11 protein-coding genes and 1 tRNA gene are annotated in these 16,455 nt (G+C 64.3%); 4 read left to right on the forward strand and 8 right to left on the reverse strand.

Annotation, left to right across the window (positions count from 1 at the left end; translation table 11 throughout):
* Positions 1 to 38: 38 nt before the first annotated feature.
* Positions 39 to 1,427 carry a trigger factor gene (tig, locus tag MGMSRV2_RS06560; protein WP_024079573.1) on the reverse strand — a complete coding sequence of 463 codons (1,389 nt, stop codon included), beginning with the start codon at positions 1,425 to 1,427 and terminating at the stop codon, positions 39 to 41.
* 84 nt (positions 1,428 to 1,511) lie between these two features.
* A tRNA-Leu gene (locus MGMSRV2_RS06565) sits at positions 1,512 to 1,596 on the reverse strand.
* A 270-nt stretch (positions 1,597 to 1,866) separates the two neighbouring features.
* Here MGMSRV2_RS06565 and MGMSRV2_RS06570 point away from each other — a divergent pair.
* Positions 1,867 to 3,198: a globin-coupled sensor protein gene (locus MGMSRV2_RS06570; protein WP_041633493.1), complete on the forward strand. Its 1,332-nt coding sequence runs from the start codon at positions 1,867 to 1,869 to the stop codon at positions 3,196 to 3,198.
* 32 nt (positions 3,199 to 3,230) lie between these two features.
* On the opposite strand, the gene MGMSRV2_RS06575 is transcribed toward MGMSRV2_RS06570, so the two are convergent.
* The 3 genes from MGMSRV2_RS06575 to MGMSRV2_RS06585 are packed head-to-tail and all read right to left on the reverse strand — an operon-like array spanning position 3,231 to position 7,176.
* On the reverse strand, positions 3,231 to 4,205 hold the full coding sequence (locus MGMSRV2_RS06575; RefSeq protein ID WP_024079576.1) for a magnesium transporter CorA family protein: 975 nt from the start codon (positions 4,203 to 4,205) through the stop codon (positions 3,231 to 3,233).
* A 53-nt stretch (positions 4,206 to 4,258) separates the two neighbouring features.
* Positions 4,259 to 5,674 carry a malonyl-CoA decarboxylase gene (locus MGMSRV2_RS06580; protein ID WP_024079577.1) on the reverse strand — a complete coding sequence of 472 codons (1,416 nt, stop codon included), beginning with the start codon at positions 5,672 to 5,674 and terminating at the stop codon, positions 4,259 to 4,261.
* A 32-nt stretch (positions 5,675 to 5,706) separates the two neighbouring features.
* Positions 5,707 to 7,176, reverse strand: coding sequence for a bifunctional ADP-dependent NAD(P)H-hydrate dehydratase/NAD(P)H-hydrate epimerase (locus MGMSRV2_RS06585; protein ID WP_024079578.1), 1,470 nt, complete (start codon positions 7,174 to 7,176; stop codon positions 5,707 to 5,709).
* A gap of 189 nt (positions 7,177 to 7,365) precedes the next feature.
* Between MGMSRV2_RS06585 and MGMSRV2_RS06590 the strand changes: the two genes are divergently transcribed.
* Positions 7,366 to 8,628, forward strand: coding sequence for a D-amino acid dehydrogenase (locus MGMSRV2_RS06590; RefSeq protein WP_041633494.1), 1,263 nt, complete (start codon positions 7,366 to 7,368; stop codon positions 8,626 to 8,628).
* A 135-nt stretch (positions 8,629 to 8,763) separates the two neighbouring features.
* Here MGMSRV2_RS06590 and MGMSRV2_RS06595 read toward each other — a convergent pair whose 3' ends face one another.
* Genes MGMSRV2_RS06595 through MGMSRV2_RS06610 form a run of 3 tightly spaced genes read right to left on the reverse strand, consistent with a single transcriptional unit; the run spans position 8,764 to position 13,056 of the window.
* The gene (locus MGMSRV2_RS06595; protein ID WP_024079580.1) at positions 8,764 to 10,854 is read right to left on the reverse strand and encodes a ComEC/Rec2 family competence protein; all 2,091 of its coding nucleotides are present in this window, start codon (positions 10,852 to 10,854) and stop codon (positions 8,764 to 8,766) included.
* 4 nt (positions 10,855 to 10,858) lie between these two features.
* Complete coding sequence (locus MGMSRV2_RS20980; protein WP_024079581.1) at positions 10,859 to 12,142, reverse strand: hypothetical protein; 1,284 nt, start codon at positions 12,140 to 12,142, stop codon at positions 10,859 to 10,861.
* The gene (locus tag MGMSRV2_RS06610) at positions 12,139 to 13,056 is read right to left on the reverse strand and encodes an ABC transporter ATP-binding protein (RefSeq protein ID WP_024079582.1); all 918 of its coding nucleotides are present in this window, start codon (positions 13,054 to 13,056) and stop codon (positions 12,139 to 12,141) included. Before MGMSRV2_RS06610 ends, MGMSRV2_RS20980 begins: the two co-directional genes overlap by 4 nt.
* Positions 13,057 to 13,282: 226 nt before the next feature.
* On the opposite strand from MGMSRV2_RS06610, the gene gltX reads away from it, so the two are divergent.
* Both gltX and gltA read left to right on the forward strand, forming a co-directional pair.
* Entirely contained in the window at positions 13,283 to 14,695 is a 1,413-nt protein-coding gene (gene gltX, locus MGMSRV2_RS06615) for a glutamate--tRNA ligase (protein WP_024079583.1), read from the forward strand.
* Positions 14,696 to 14,774: 79 nt separating this feature from the next.
* A complete protein-coding gene (gene gltA, locus MGMSRV2_RS06620; RefSeq protein ID WP_024079584.1) occupies positions 14,775 to 16,073 on the forward strand; it encodes a citrate synthase in 1,299 nt (432 codons plus the stop codon).
* Positions 16,074 to 16,455 lie beyond the last annotated feature (382 nt).

Below are 16,455 nucleotides of genomic sequence, written 5' to 3' on the forward strand. Positions count from 1 at the left end.
CCGGCATTTCCATGGGGAAATGCCGGCGCCTGATCACCTTACTCCGCCGTGTCGGCCGCCTTCTTCTTGGCGGCGGCCTTCTTCTTCGGCTTGGCCTCGTCCGTGGCCTCGGCCTCGTCCGGATCCTTGCGAAGCTCGGCCGCCGAAACCGGCTTGTCGGTCACCTTGGCCAGTTCCAGGATGAAATCCACCACCTTTTCTTCAAAGATGGGGGCGCGCAGGGCGTTCAGCGCATCCGGGTTACCCTTGTAGTACTGGAACACCATGTGTTCCTGGCCGGGATAGCGGCGGGCTTCCTCGATCAACGCCTTGTTCAGGTCGTCCTGGGTGACGGTGACGTTGTTCTTCTGACCGACTTCGGCCAGCAGCAGACCCAGACGGACGCGGCGTTCGGCCAGCGTCTTGTACTCGGCCTTCAGGGTATCGTCATCCTTGCCTTCGTCGGACGGGTCCAGACGACCGGCTTCACGATCGGTTTCCAGCTGCTTCCAGATGGTTTCGAATTCCTGCTCGACCATGCTGGCCGGCACCTGGAAATCATGGCCGGCGGCCAGGGCGTCCAGCAGGGCGCGCTTGACCTTGTTGCGGCCGATGGCGTTCAGTTCGCGACCGATTTCCTCGGAGATGGCGCCCTTCAGGGCATCGAGCGAATCGAGACCGACCTTCTTGGCCAGTTCGTCGTCGATGGCCGCCGGAACCGCCGCCTTCACTTCCTTGACGGTGACGTCGAATTCCGCCGGCTTGCCCGCCAGCTCGGCATTGCCATAACCCTCGGGGAAGGTCACAGTCACGGTGGCGGTGTCGCCCGCCGACTTGCCGACCAACTGGTCTTCGAAGCCGGGGATGAAGGTGTTGGAACCCAGCTTGAGCGCATAGCCCTCGGCGGTGCCGCCGGGGAAGGCCACGCCGTCTTGCTTGCCGACGAAGTCGATGACCACCACGTCGCCCGAAGCCGAGGCGCGTTCCACCGTCTCGGTGCTTTCGTTGCGATCGGCGATGTTCTTCAGGGTCTCGTCGATTTCCTCGGCCGGAATCTCGGCCTTTTCGCGTTCCAGCGAAATGGTGGAGAAATCCATCGGCGTGATTTCCGGCAGGATTTCCAAGGCCACGGTGAATTCCAGGTCCGCGCCCTCGGCATAGGACGAAATCTCGACCTTGGGCTGGGCGGCGGGGCGCAGGTTGCGCTCGGTGATGGCGTTGTGGGTGCCGTCGTTCACCGCCTGCTCGAGCACTTCGCCCATGATGGCGGCAGTATACTTCTGCTGCACGATCTTCATCGGCACCTTGCCGGGACGGAAGCCGGGCAGCTTCACGGTGCGGGCGATTTCCGCCAGCCGATCCTGGGTGCGCGTCTGGAGCTGACTCGCGGGGACGACGACCTTGAACTCGCGCTTCAGGCCATCAGCATTGGTCTCGGTTACCTGCATCAGTCTTTCGCCAATCGAATCAATACGTTGAAGAATACCAGCATCCACCCGCCCCCACATACGGGGCCTTTGACAGGGCGAAACTGGTGCGGGCGAAGGGACTTGAACCCCCACGGCTTTCACCGCCAGAACCTAAATCTGGTGCGTCTACCAGTTCCGCCACGCCCGCCAAAGTTCGGGTGCGCGGACCTGAGAATCGGCTGATTTCCAGGCCCGGCCCGCCGGAACGCGTGTCTATAGCATGGAAAAGCGCGTTGATACAGACCTTGTGAGCGGGTTTTTTCACAAGCCCAGCATCGACGAGTTTTAAAAACCATATAGACTTTGCGATAATTATCTTATACTTCGGTGTAGTGTAAACGGAGGTTGGGGCCCCCACTTATGAATGGGTGCTCCGCGTCTTCGGTATAGTTGCTGGCTCTGGGGGGGCTTTCAAGTGATGGATCTGGACCGTTCGGGACGTATCGACTTTTTGCAGATCGATGCCGACACCTGCGCGACCTTGCGCGAGTTCCGCGTCATTTTGGCGCCCCATATCGATCGGTTGCTTGATTCGTTTTATGCTCACGTCAAAAACTATCCCGAAATCTCGGTCAAATTCGCCACCCCCGAACGCATTGCCCATGCCGCCGCCATGCAGAAGAAGCACTGGCTGGATTCGGTGTTCATCGGCAATTTCGACGAAAATTATTTCGCCAACGTCACCCAGATCGGCCAAATTCATCAGCGCATCGGCCTTGAGCCCCGGTGGTATACCGCCGGTTATTGCTTCGTGCTGAATCAGGTGTTCGCCCTGGCGGTCCAAGCCTATCGCAAGAAGCCGGAAATGGCCGCCCGCGTCATCGCCGCCGTCAACAAGGCGGCCTATCTGGACATGGACCTGGCCACCTCGGTCTATATCGAGACCAACACCGCCGCGATCATCGCCCGTGAACTGGGAAGCAAGGCCGACGGGTTCGAGCGTGACGTCAAGGGCGTGGTGTCGCAGGTCGCCAGTGCCGCCACCCAGGTGGAAGCCGCCGCCCGCACCATGGCCGCCAACGCCGAGGAAACCTCGGTTCAGTCGACCACCGTGGCCGCCGCCGCCGAGGAAGCCACCACCAACATCCAGACCGTGGCCGCGGCCGCCGAGGAATTGTCGTCCTCCATCGAGGAAATCAGTCGTCAGGTGTCGCATTCCGCCTCCATCGCCTCGTCGGCCATGGAAGAAGCGGCGCGCACCAACGAAATGGTGGAAAGCCTGTCGGAAGCCGCCGCCAAGATCGGCCAGGTGGTCAATCTGATCAATGCCATCGCCAGCCAGACCAATCTGTTGGCGCTGAACGCCACCATCGAGGCGGCGCGCGCCGGCGATGCCGGCAAGGGCTTCGCCGTCGTCGCCAACGAAGTGAAGTCGCTGGCCAACCAGACCGCCAAGGCGACCCAGGAAATCGGCCAGCAGATCAACGCCGTGCAAAACGCCACCCGCGACGCGGTGGGCGCCATCGGCGACATCGCCCGGACCATCGGCCAGATCAACGACATCGCCGGCTCCATCGCCGCCGCGGTCGAGGAACAGGGCGCCGCCACCCAGGAAATCGCCCGCAACGTCCAGCAGGCGGCCATGGGCACCCAGGAAGTCACCGGCACCATCGCCCGCGTCTCCGCCGCCGCCTATGAAACCGGCAATACCGCACGCGAGGTGCTGACCGCCGCCGCCTCACTGGCGGAAAATTCCAACGTGCTGGAACAACAGGTGGACAATTTCGTCCGCGACATCCGCGCCGGCTGATCGGCCCGTCACGGGCCACTTTTGAAACTGGTCTAAAGCCACTTGCGGCGCCGGAAGTACCATAGCGGCACGATGGCCGACAAAAGCATCAGCCCTATTGCCCACAGGTACCCAAAGCGCCAGCCCAGTTCCGGCATGACCTGAAAATTCATGCCGTAAATACTGGCGATCAATGTCGGCGGCAGAAAGGCCACCGCCGCCACCGAGAAAATCTTGATGATGTTGTTCTGCTCGATATTGATCAGGCCCAAAGTGGCGTCGAGCAGAAATGAAACCTTGCTGGACAGAAAATTGGCATGTTCGGCGATGGAGGTGGCGTCGCGCATCAGCGTCTTGATGCGCGACCGGGCGTCTTTCTTGAAACTGGCTTGCGCCGACAAGAACAGCAGCAGCCGGTTCAGCCCCAGCAAGCTGTCCTTGGCCCGGGTGGCCAGATCCCCGGTCCGACCGACATTCTGCAAGATACGACGCAAGTCCTTGCTGCCGCGCGGTTGATCATCGGCGGAAACAAAGACCTGACGGGACAATGCCTCAAGATCGGCGGTTGCCCCTTCCAGAATGTCGGCCAGACGATCGGCGATCTGTTCCAGCAATCCCATCAACGCTTTCTCACCATCGGCGATCATGGCGGGGTTGCGGCTGATCCGGCGGATGAACATGGAAAACGGCACCGGATCGACATAGCGCACGGTGATCATGCGGCCATCGACGATGATGAAGGTGATTGCCGCCGATTCGGGGGCTTCGGTCGTCGCCTTGTTAATGATCGGCATGGTCATGACCATGGCCCGACCCTCCACATAAAGGCGACTGGACAGCTCGATTTCCTGCATTTCCTCACGGGTGGGAACTTCGATCTCGGTCCACACCTCCACCAACCGCTCCTCGTCGCGCGTTGGTGACAGCAGGTCGATCCACACCGTCGAAGGCGGCAGCCCGCCGCCCCCACCGCCCTGCACCACGTCCTGACACAGCAGGCCTTGATCGAGATAAAAGACAGTCAGCATCGCGGGGGCTCCGGCGGCTCAAGACTTGCTGCTACGCCCTTGCCTTGATGCTGTCAACCTTTCAACAACGCCTTGACCCCTTGTGAGATCACCACCTTGCCGCGCCCGGCATAGGCTTCGTGATTGGTTTCGATGTCGTCCAGCTTATAAAGATAATTGACCATCAGGCCGCAGGACTGGGCCAGCCCCTTGGCGCTGGTATCGGCCAGCCAGTTCAGCCGCTCGATGCGGGCGCCGTTGGAAAGGTGAAAATGGGCCACTGGGTCGATGGCGCGGTCGGCTCCCTTGCGCTCCTCGGCCAGATAGCGGGCCGCCAGTCGCGACAGCGGCGCCCGCAGGGTTTCGGCCAGATGGCTGTCGTCGATCCAGGCCGGATCGGCCAGCAGCGTCTTCAGGCTGCCCTTGGCCGCCAAACCGTTGGAAATCTGGGCCAGCGCCCGATGCTCGGGGCCGGTCAACAGACCGGGCTCGCCCGTCCCCAGCTTTGCTTCCAGCCAGGGGCGGAAACCGGGAAGCGGCGACAGGGTGGCGAAGGTCTTGAGCGATTTGAACTCGCGCGTCAGTTCCTCGACCACCCGCTTGATCAGGAAATTGCCGAAGCTGATGCCGTTCAACCCGCGCTGGGCATTGTTGATGGAATAGAAAATGGCGGTGTCGGCGGCCTCGGGGTTGCCTGGCGGCGCGTTCAAATCCAGTAATTGATGGATGTCGCCGCTCATACCCTGGACCAGGGCGACCTCGACGAAGATCAGCGGCTCGTCCGGCATGCGCGGATGGAAAAAGCCGTAAAGCCGGCGGTCGGAATCCAGGCGGTTCTTCAGATCGTCCCAGCCATGGATGGCGTGCACGGCTTCATAATGGATCAGCTTTTCCAGCACATTGGCCGGTGACGCCCAGGTCAGGCGGCGCAATTCGAGAAAGCCGACGTCGAACCACGCCGCCAGCAACCCCTTGAGGTCGGCTTCCAGCGCCCGCAAGCCGGCATCGCCCTTGGCCAACACCGCCAGTTCGGCCCGCATGTCCACCAGGAACTTCACCCCCTCGGGCAGGGCGTTGAACTGGGTCAGCAAGGTCAGGCGCGGCGGCTCCAGCACCTGGCGCAGACGTTGTTCGGCCAGCGCGCGCTTGTCGGCGGGGGCTTGGCGCAGGGCTTCCATGGCCTGATCCACCGCATGGGAATCGGGGCCGAATTCATCCGCCGCCAGTTTAAGAAAACGGCGCCGTCCCTCGGTCGACAGTGACAGGTATTCGCGCCCCAGGGCGGCGGCACGGGCACGGGCGGACACCTCGCCGCCCTTGCCGTCGAGGCAGGCCTGCATCTGCCCGCGCAGACAGGCGAGATCATCGTCGGAAAGGTCGGGGGCGAAGTTCAGGGCCTCGCAGCCCTTGGCGCTGCCGGCCACGTCCAGCCACGATTTGGCCAAGCCCTTGATACGGTCCAGCAAGGACGGAACCATCACCTGGGTCATGGGCGGCCTCCCTTTATGATTGTCGTTACGCCTCAGGATTTAGGTGCATTTTCCTTATGGTAAAGACTGCGCAACACCACCGGCAAGGATTGATCCATATCCTCGGCGATCAGGCCGGGGCCGATCAGCGACGCCGCCGCCCCATGCATCCAGGCCCCGGCACAGGCAGCGTCGAAACCATCCATGCCCGCCGCCAGCAGCCCGCCGATGATACCGGCCAGCACATCGCCCGAGCCGGCGGTGGCCAGCCAGGGCGGGGCATTGGCGTTGAGAACGGCGCGACCATCGGGGTGCGCGATCACCGTGTCCGCCCCCTTCAGCAGCACCACGGCGCCGGAACACGACGCCGCCTGCCGCGCCCGCTCCAGCCGCGAACCGGCAATGGCGCCGAACAGACGCTCGAACTCGCCGTCATGGGGGGTGAGCACCGCCGATGGCGACAACAGCCGCCGCAACGTATCCTTGCCGCCGCCGAACCACGACAGCGCATCGGCATCCAGCACGCATTTGCGCTCGGCCTCCAGCACCGCCTGCAACTGGCCGCGCCGGCCCTCGCCCTGCCCCGCCCCCGGCCCCAACACCCAGGCGTTGCGGCGCTCATCCGCCAATAGGGCGGACAGATCGCCATCGGCGATGACGATGTTGCCGGGATCGCCCATGCGATAGACCGCCAAGGCGGATTCGGGGGCGGCGATGGTCACCAGTCCGGCCCCGACCCGCCGCCCTGCCCTGGCCGCCAGCCGCGCCGCCCCGGTCATCACCGCGCCGCCCACGATGGTGAGGTGGCCACGGCTGTATTTATGATCCATCGCCGCCGGCACCGGCAGATGCGCCCGCCACAGTTGGGGGCAATTCTCGGCCATGGCCGGGTCAACCTCGACCAGCACCTGATCGGGGATGCCGATATCGGCCACCACCACCTCGCCGCACAGGGCCCGGCCCGGATACAGCAGATGGCCGGGTTTCTTGCGGAAGAAGGTCACCGTCGCCACCGCCTGCGGCGCCAGCCCCAGCACCGCCCCGGTATCGCCATCGACCCCCGACGGCACATCGACGGCGATCACCGGCAGCTTGCGGCGGCGGATTTCGGCGATGATGTCCGCCGCCGCGCCATCCAGCGGTCGGGCCAGACCGGCGCCGAACAGGGCATCGACCACCAATTGGGCCCGATCCAGCACATCGACGGTCAGGGCTTCGCTGTCGCCGCTCCAGCGTCCGGCCATGATGGCGGCGTCGCCCTTCAGGTTTTCCAACTCGCCCAGCAGCGCCAGCCGCACGCCGAAGCCATGGCGGCGCAGCAACCGAGCGATGACGAAACCGTCGCCGCCATTGTTGCCCGGCCCGCACAACACTGCCACCCGGCAGGGCTGGAACCGTCGGCGAACCTCGCGCGCGACCGCCCAGCCGGCGGCCTCCATCAGCGTTTCACCGGCGATGCCGCCGGCCATGGCCAGGGAATCGGCGCGGTACATTTCAGCCACGCTCAGGATTTCGGCGTTCATCCGTTCCTCCGTCGATACCAACCCAGGGTAAGCCTTTCGACGGCACAAGCGAATCGCATCATTGTCGCCCCACCCTTGCGGCAATGCGGGGCATGGGATAGGACTGAGACCTTGCGTGACGGTCGCTCGGGGAAAAGTACACTGAGCGAAGCGAAGGACTTTTTCACGAATAGCTTAACGGAGTCGCATGTGAAGGTGCTGGTCTTGGGTGCCGGAATCATCGGCACCACCACCGCATATCATCTGGCCCAGGCCGGACACCAGGTTGTGGTCGTCGACCGCCAGGACGGTGTCGGCATGGAAACCAGCTTCGCCAATGGCGGCCAGATTTCACCTTGCCACGCCGAACCTTGGGCCAATCCGTCGGTGCTGCCCAAGGTGATCAAGTGGCTGGGCCGCGATGACGCGCCTTTGTTGTTCCGCTGGAACCGCTGGGACCCGGCATTGTGGGCCTGGGGCCTGCGCTTCATCGCCAATTGCACCTCTTCCCGCGCCGCCATCAATACCGAACGGACCTTGCGCGTCGCGCTTTATTCCCGCGCCTGTTTGCAGGATCTCCGTGAAAGACTGGGGCTGCAATACGACCAGCGCCGCCAGGGCATCTTGCATGTCTACCGCTCGGAACGGGAATTCGCCCAAGGCCGCAAGGCGGCGGCGCTGATGAATCGCTTCGGCCTCGACCGCCAGATCAAGGATTCGGCGCAATGCGTCGCCATCGAGCCGGCACTGGCCTCGGTGGCCGGACAATTGGCCGGCGGCATCCTGACACCAGGCGATGAAAGCGGCGATGCCCATAAATTCACCCGCGCCATGGCCGACCACGCCCAACGAGAAGGGGCCGAGTTCCGCTTCGGCACCCGGGTCGGCGCCATCCTGCGCGATGATGATCGGGTCACCGGAATCCGCACCGACCAGGGCGATATCCTGGCCGACGCGGTGGTGCTGGCGCTGGGATCGTGGAGCCCCTTGCTGGCGCGACCGGCGGGCATTCGCCTGCCCATCGTCCCGGCCAAGGGCTATTCCATCACCATCCCGGCGGATGGTCCGGCGGCGCCCTTCGTCTCGGTTACCGACGACGAGCACAAGATGGTCTATTCCCGCCTGGGCGACCGCCTGCGCGCCGCCGGCACCGCCGAGATGACCGGGTACGACACATCGCTCAACCCCAAGCGCTGGCGCCTGATCCTGGAGCGCGCCCGCGCCCTGTTCCCGCTGGCCGGTGACTTCGATCAGGCCCAACCCTGGGCCGGCCTGCGCCCGGTCACCCCTGACAGCGTGCCCTTGATCGGTGCCACCCGCCTGCCCGGTCTGTGGCTGAATACCGGCCACGGCACCTTGGGCTGGACCATGGCGGCCGGCTCGGCCCGCATCGTCGCCGACCTGATCTCGGGACGCGATCCCGACATCGACCTGAGCGGATTGGGGCCTGAACGTTTCACCCTTCCGTTTTGAAACGAGGTCCAGAGCAGATTCCGTTCACACGGAATCTGCTCTGGAGTCTGCCCATGGCGCCCGTAGCCGGGCTCGCTCAGTGCCGCGCGGGCTGGTCGCCTTTTCCGCCCTGACTTCATCAGAGCGGAAAAGGCTCTAAATATCATCCTTTTGCGTCTCGGAAACCGGCTCGGAAGGTGTTTCCTCGACTTTCTTGCGCCGGCGCACCGGGCGGTGCGACCAGGGTCGCTTACCTTGCCATTTGGCGACGCTCAGGGTTTTCAGATCGTCCAGCCACAAGGCGTGGGCGCCCCGGCGCCACAGATCGATGCGGTCGATGACCAGACGCGGTCCCCGGCAGGCATCGCGCACCGGCACGGCACTGACCACCACCTGGGCACTGGCACAAGCGGCGGCGATACCGGCTTCGTTCTGGATCAACGCCACCACTATGCCGTCACGGCGCCAGACGCAGCCCAACGGATCACACGACAAGGCGCCGTCGTGACTGCGCCCCTGTTTAGGCCAGCGCTCGCTCGACAGCGGACCGGCGCGGCGGTCCCAGCTTTCCTTGATGATGCGGCCGCCGCGACTGACCAGCAACGAACCGTCCTCCATACGCAGGCCAAAGGCATAACCGCGACCGTCCACCAGCAGATCGGGCGGATGGGCCAGGAAAAAACCGCTCAGGCCCAACACCATGGGCGCCAGCCCCCATAGTCGCCAGCTGCCGCGCCAGATCAACAGCCACAGCCCGCCCAGGGTAAAGCAGGCCATGCCCCACGGCGCCAAGGGCGGCAGGGTGATGGCCGCCCCGGGCAAGGCCGCGACCCAGGCGGCGACCATGTTGACCACGGTTACCGCCCAGCCCATGGGCACCAGGGCCAGATGCTCGAGCCCCAACGGCATCAACAGCAGCGACAGCATGGCGAAGGGCATCACCGCCACACCGGTGATCGGCACCGCCAGCAGATTGGCCAGCACCGACCACAGGGCGAAGCGATTGAAATGATAGGCGCCGTACAAAGCGGTGGAACTGCCCGCCACCAGGGTCGACAACACCACCCCGGCCAGATAAAGCAATAGCCGATGATGCGGGCGCGAATGGTTGACGCTCCAGCCGGCCATGGGCTTGGCCACCACTTCATAGGTGGCGATCAGGGCGGCGACGGCGGCAAAGGACATCTGGAAACTGGGACCGGTCAGCGCCTCGGGCGAGACCACCAGCACCAGCACCGCCGCCCAGGCGACCAGTCGCATGGACAGGGCCGAGCGGTCCAGCAGCACCGCCAGCAAGACGATGCCGGTCATCAGGAAGGCCCGTTGCGCCGGCACCGGGGCGCCGGCCAGCAGCATGTACAGGAAGGTCAGGATCATGGCCACCAGGGCGGCCCATTTCTTGATCGGATGATTAAGCGCCACCCGCGGCACCAGGGCCAGACCACCACGCAGGATGAAAAAGGCCATGCCGGCCAGCAAGCTCATGTGCAGGCCGGAAATGGACAGCAGATGGGCCAGGCCGGAATCGCGGTACTGATCCATCACCTGACGGGGGATACCGGCGGTTTCACCGGTGATCAGGGCGGCGGCGACACCGCCGGCGGCGCCGGGAATGGCTTCCGTCACCCGCAAGGTGACCTGATGACGCAACCGGTTGAGCCAATATCCCTGCCCCGGCGGGGTCAGGATTTCAACCTCGGACAGGCCGCTGCCCACCGCCCCCAGCCCCAGGAACCAGGCGTGGCGGGCGAAATCGAAGGCGCCGGGAGCTACCGGCTGCGATGGCGGCATCAGATTGGCCCACAGGCGGATTTCCGCCCCCACCGGCACCGGCTCGGTCTGCTTCAGCCGCAACCGCGCCTTGGTCGGCACCGGGCCGTCCAGATTGACCTGAAGCTGTTCCAGCGTCACCCGCTGACCACCATCGGCCACCGCCTCCACCTCGGCCACCACGCCGCTGACCAGCACCTTGCCCGAGTGGCGTTCCAAGACCGGGGCCTGCACCACGACACTGCGCCATTGACCAATGGCAAAGCCCAAGGTCAGCACCAGCAGCGGCAGGGCGATGATGGCGGTCCAGGCCCGCCGCCGCAGCACCACCCACGGAATCACCACCAGAACCGACAAAGCCAAGCCCAGCCACAGCGGCGGCTCGACCGGCAGGGAAAAATAAGCGGCGATCCCCAGGCCGAGAAAGACCGGCAGCCACAGCGGCCAACGCTCGCGCTCGGCCAGCAGCCGGTCCATGCGGTCAGACGCCCTTCTTGCGGTTCCAGGCGATGGCGGCCAGCACCAGGGCCGCTGCCGCCTGCACCCACGGGCCGATCAGACTGACCGGGGCGGCATCACGGGTGGGGAAAATCCACGCCTTCAATCCGTCGCCACCAATGCCGTCCATGACCTCGGGTAGCAGCCAGTACAACAGCACCGCCAACACGCACAACAACATGGCGGTGCGCCGCCGCGCCAGCAGCCGCACCGCCGCCACCAGGGCGATGTCGCGCAGGAACAGGGCCAGGATGGCCGCCGCCAGGGTCCATTCCCGTCCGCCGGCGGCAACAGTGGCGGCGCCCAGAACCACGGCCAGAACGGCCACCGGCAGCCAGGACGGCAGCCAGTCCCAGCGCTCGGCCCAATCGGAGGCCCGCAGCAGGCGCTTGATGTCGGTGACGTAAAGCGGCGAGGCCAGCAGCGACAGATAGGTCAGCGACGCCGCCACCAAGGCCGAACTGCCCAAGATGACGGCGAAAGGCGGTACCAATCCGCCCTGGAACAAGAAGCCCTGAAAAAATGCGATCTGATAAAGGGTGAAGGCCAGATAAGGCCAGGGCGACGGCGCATGGCCCAATTGCAGGCGGATCAGCCAGGCGATTCCCAGGAACAGCCAGGCGACCACGATGATTTCGTTGACCAGGGTAAAGGCCGGCACGGGGATGGAATTGCCGTACCATGCCATGGTGCCGCCCCAGCCTTTGGCCGCCGACGACAAAGCGGCCATCGGCCCCAAGGACGGCACGGCGGCGATGATGCCCAGCATCTGCGCCAAGGTGGTCGAACCGCGCCGCCGGCTGGCGTCGAAGCGATGCAGCAGCAGCACCACCAAAAGCGCGGTGGCCTGGGCGGCCAGACCGCCGACCAAGGTGGTGGCCAGATCGACCATATCCACCCGACCACGGACGAAGGGCAGAACCAGCAGGCACAGCAGAGCGCCGTACCAGACATAAGAGGTGCCGCCCAGCAGCTTGCCCCAGGCCATGGCCCACGGATTGGAGGCCGACAGACGCTGTACGTCCCAGGTGCCCTGGGCCACCTCCTCGACGAAGGAATCGGCGGCCAGCCGCCCGCCCCACAGCACCAGCAGGAAGAACACGATGTACTGCACCCATTGGGCCAGATCATCGACCCCGCTCAGATGCAGTCCAGCCACGGCCACGGCCAGCAGGGCCGGCATCAGCACCAGCCGGGTCGGGGTCAGCTCCAGCCACAGACAGCGTTGCAATTCGGGGTTCAGGCGCAACAGCGCGATGCCGGTCATGCCCGTTCTCCCATGTAAAGCTTCTCCAGATGACCGCCGGTGGGTGCGAGCGAGGTGACCATGACGCCCTGCTCCACCAGATGGCGCAGCAGATGGTGGCGGTCCAGCGGTTCGCCGTCGAAGGAAAACTCGATCTCGCCATCGATGATCTGGCAATCGGCCACCTTCGCCGCCCCCTGCATACCGGCCAGGGCGTCGCGGGCATCGCCGATCAGCCCCAGGCGCCAGCGCGATTTCGGCGCCGTCTCGCCCGACAGCACCGCCACCTGGGCGGCGCGGCCCTGGCGCAAGGCCAGCATGTGGGTGGAATAGTCCTCGAGCTCGGCCAGGATGTGCGACGACACCACGATGGTCATGCCGGCCATGTTCAAGGTGCGGATCAGGCCCGACAATTCGCGCCGGGCTTCCGGGTCCAGGCCCGAGGCCGGCTCGTCCATCAGCAGCAGGCGCGGCCGGTGCACCATGGAGCGCGCAATGGCCAGACGCTGGCGCAGGCCGCGCGACAAGGTGCCGGCGCGATCTTCCAGCCGGTTGCTCAGGCTGACCGCTTCCGCCGCCCATACCGCCGCCGCCTCCATATCGTTTTCATCCATGCCCTGAATGGCGGCGGCATGCAGCAGATTGCGCCGTACCGACAGATCGTCGTAGACGCCAAAAAAATCCTGTTGAAAGCCCAGCTTGGCATGGGCCAGACGCGGTTGTTCAAGCACATCGATGCCGTCGATGCGGACGGAACCGGCCAGCGGCCGCTCGAGCCCGGCCAGACAGCGCAACAGCGTGGTCTTGCCGGCACCGTTGGGGCCGACCAGGGCGGTGACCGACCCGGCGGGAAGGTCAAAGCTCACCTCGTCCAGGGCACGGTTGACGCCGTATTCGTAAACCAGCCCGCGCACGCTGACGAATTGATCCGACATGGATATGTCCTTATTCTTATTTCAACCGGACAACTAGCCCGCGTGGCGACAAAAAGTCAAACGCCACGGCGCATGGACCGATACCTAACCTTTCGCGCGGGAAAAAACCCATCCTATCGGGCAGGAATTTTGCCTTCCGATACGATGATCGGGCTGTCATGGGCGAAAGAATATGCTACAGAGTTCGCGAGTGCCAAATTTGTTGTCGGAGCCTCGCGCAATAATCATGCAGGTCGTCACCCGTTTCGCCCCCTCTCCCACCGGCTTTCTGCACATCGGCGGCGCCCGCACGGCGCTGTTCAACTGGCTTTTCGCCCGGCATCATGGGGGCCGCTTCCTGCTGCGCATCGAGGATACCGACCGGGCACGATCGACCCAAGCAGCCGTCGATGCCATTTTCGACGGCCTCAAATGGCTGGGCCTGGACGGCGACGGCGAACCGGTATTCCAGTTCGCCCGCATGGACCGCCACGCCGAGGTGGCCCGCCAGTTGGTGGCCGAGGGCAAGGCCTATTACTGCTATTGCAGCCCGGAAGAACTGGATGCCATCCGCGCCCAGCAGAAGGCCGAGGGCAAGCCCATGCGCTATCCCGGTATCTGGCGCGACCGCGATGCATCCGAGGCCCCCGCCGGTGTGCCCGGCGTCGTCCGCCTGCGTGCCCCGCAAGAGGGTGAGACCGTCATCGACGATCTGGTCCAGGGCGAGGTCAAGGTGGCCAATGCCCAACTGGACGACATGGTCTTGTTGCGCGCCGACGGCACTCCCACCTACATGCTTTCGGTGGTGGTGGACGATCACGACATGGGCATCACCCACGTTATCCGTGGCGACGACCACCTGACCAACGCCTTTCGCCAGTACCAGCTGTACAAGGCCTGTGGCTGGGACGTGCCGCGCTTCGCCCATATCCCGCTGATCCACGGCCCCGACGGCGCCAAGCTGTCCAAGCGCCACGGCGCCTTGGGGGCGGAAGCCTATCGTGACATGGGCTTTTTGCCCGAGGCCATGCGCAATTACCTGCTGCGCCTGGGCTGGAGCCATGGCGACGACGAGATCATCACCACCGAACAGGCGGTGGAATGGTTCACCCTCGACAACGTCGGTCGGTCGCCGTCGCGTTTCGACATGACCAAATTGACCAACCTCAACGGCCATTACATGCGCGGCGCCGATGATGCCCGCCTGGTCGAGCTGTTGGCGCCGTTGCTGGCGGCCAAGCTGGAGCACGCGGTCGATGCCGATGGCCAGGCCCGCCTGCTGGCCGGCATGAACGGGTTGAAGGAACGGGCCAAGACCCTGGTCGAACTGGCCGATCTGGCTGCCTTCTATGCCCGCCGCCGGCCTTTGGCGTTTGACGACAAGGCGGCCAAGGTGGTCGCCGACGGCGAGCAGATGGCGCTTTTGACCGAATACGCCGGCACCATCGAGGCCGCCGAGTGGAAAAAGGACGTTCTGGAGGAAGCCGCCCGCGTTTTCGCGGAGGCCAAGGGCCAGAAATTGGGCAAGGTGGCGCAGCCTTTGCGGGCGGCGCTGACCGGATCCTCGGTTTCTCCCCCCATCTTCGAGGTGATGGAGGTGTTGGGACGGGCCGAGACTTTGGGCCGCATCGCAGATACCACGGGAAAGGGTCGGCCTTGAACGAAACCGCCGTGCGTCACCCGGCGCCACGGCAAGGCACAACACTCGCACATTAGTGTGGATCACGGGGAAAGCTGACATGAGCACTAAGGAAAGCGTAACGCTTATCAACAACAGCACCGGTAAGCAGATCGAGATGCCCCTGCTGTCGGGCACCGTCGGCCCCAAGGTCATGGATATCCGCAAGCTTTACGGCGACATGGACATCTTCACCTATGACCCCGGCTACACCTCGACCGGTTCCTGTAAGTCGGCCATCACCTACATCGACGGTGACGCCGGCGTGCTGCTGCACCGCGGCTATCCCATCGACCAGCTGGCCGAGAAGTGCGACTTCCTGGAAGTGGCCTATCTGATCCTGAAGGGCGAACTGCCCAACGCCGAGCAGAAGACCAAGTTCGAGAGCGACATCACCCGTCACTCCATGCTGAACGAGCAGATCTCGTTCTTCTTCCGCGGCTTCCGTCGCGACTCGCACCCGATGGCGGTGATGTGCGGCGTCGTCGGCGCCATGGCGGCGTTCTACCACGATTCCACCGACATCAACGACCCGCACCAGCGCATGGTCGCCAGCTATCGCTTGGTCGCCAAGATGCCGACCATCGTCGGCTGGGCGTACAAGTACTCGCAGGGTCAGCCGTTCATGTATCCGCAGAACAAGCTGTCCTACGCCGAGAACTTCCTGCACCTGATGTTCGCCACCCCGTGCGAGGAATACAAGATCAGCCCGATTCTGGCCCGCGCCATGAACCGCATCCTGATCCTGCACGCCGATCACGAGCAGAACGCCTCGACCTCCACCGTCCGTCTGGCCGGTTCGTCGGGCGCCAACCCGTTCGCCTGTATCGCCGCCGGTATCGCCTCGTTGTGGGGTCCCGCCCATGGCGGCGCCAACGAAGCCGTGCTGGAAATGCTGCATGAAATCGGCTCGGTCGACCGTATCCCCGAATTCATCGCCAAGGCCAAGGACAAGGACGATCCGTTCCGTCTGATGGGCTTCGGCCACCGGGTGTACAAGAACTACGACCCGCGCGCCAAGATCATGCAGCAGACCTGCCACGAAGTGCTGACCGAGCTGGGCGTCAAGGACGACCCGCTGTTGAAGCTGGCCATGGAACTGGAACGCATCGCCCTGGAAGACGAATACTTCGTCCAGCGCAAGCTGTTCCCGAACGTGGACTTCTATTCGGGCATCATCTTCCGCGCCATGGGCATCCCGACCCAGGTGTTCACCTGCCTGTTCGCCCTGGCCCGCACCGTCGGCTGGATCGCCCAGTGGAACGAAATGCTGACCGACAGCGACCAGAAGATCGGTCGTCCGCGCCAGCTGTACATCGGTTCCGACGTCCGCGATGTCCCGCCGATCGAAAAGCGCTGATCAGCGCGTCCAGATCTTTGCATCAGAAGGGCGGCGCCACACGGCGCCGCCCCGACGATTTCCCGTGGCCGTCAACGACAATCGCGGCCCGCTGGGGCAAAGACTGAAAAAAGCCGGCTTCGTCGCCCTGTTGGCGATAATGGCCGCCGCCATCGTCTGGATGGAAACGACCTGACAAAAAACCCGCCTTTCCGGCGGGTTTTTTCTTATTTCTCGCGCAGGGCCTTGTTGGCCAGGGCGCGGCCGATCAGCAGCTTGGCGATGATCAGTCCGGCGCCGAATACCAGACCGGAGGCGATGGCGATGGTTTCGATGCTCATGAACTTCTCCGTTAATGACTTCAGCAAGCTATAGCATCCCGGCCCTGCCTGCTGCTATGGTC

Origin of the sequence: Magnetospirillum gryphiswaldense MSR-1 v2, from assembly GCF_000513295.1 — a bacterium.
In the GTDB taxonomy this organism is placed as follows: Bacteria; Pseudomonadota; Alphaproteobacteria; order Rhodospirillales; family Magnetospirillaceae; genus Magnetospirillum; species Magnetospirillum gryphiswaldense.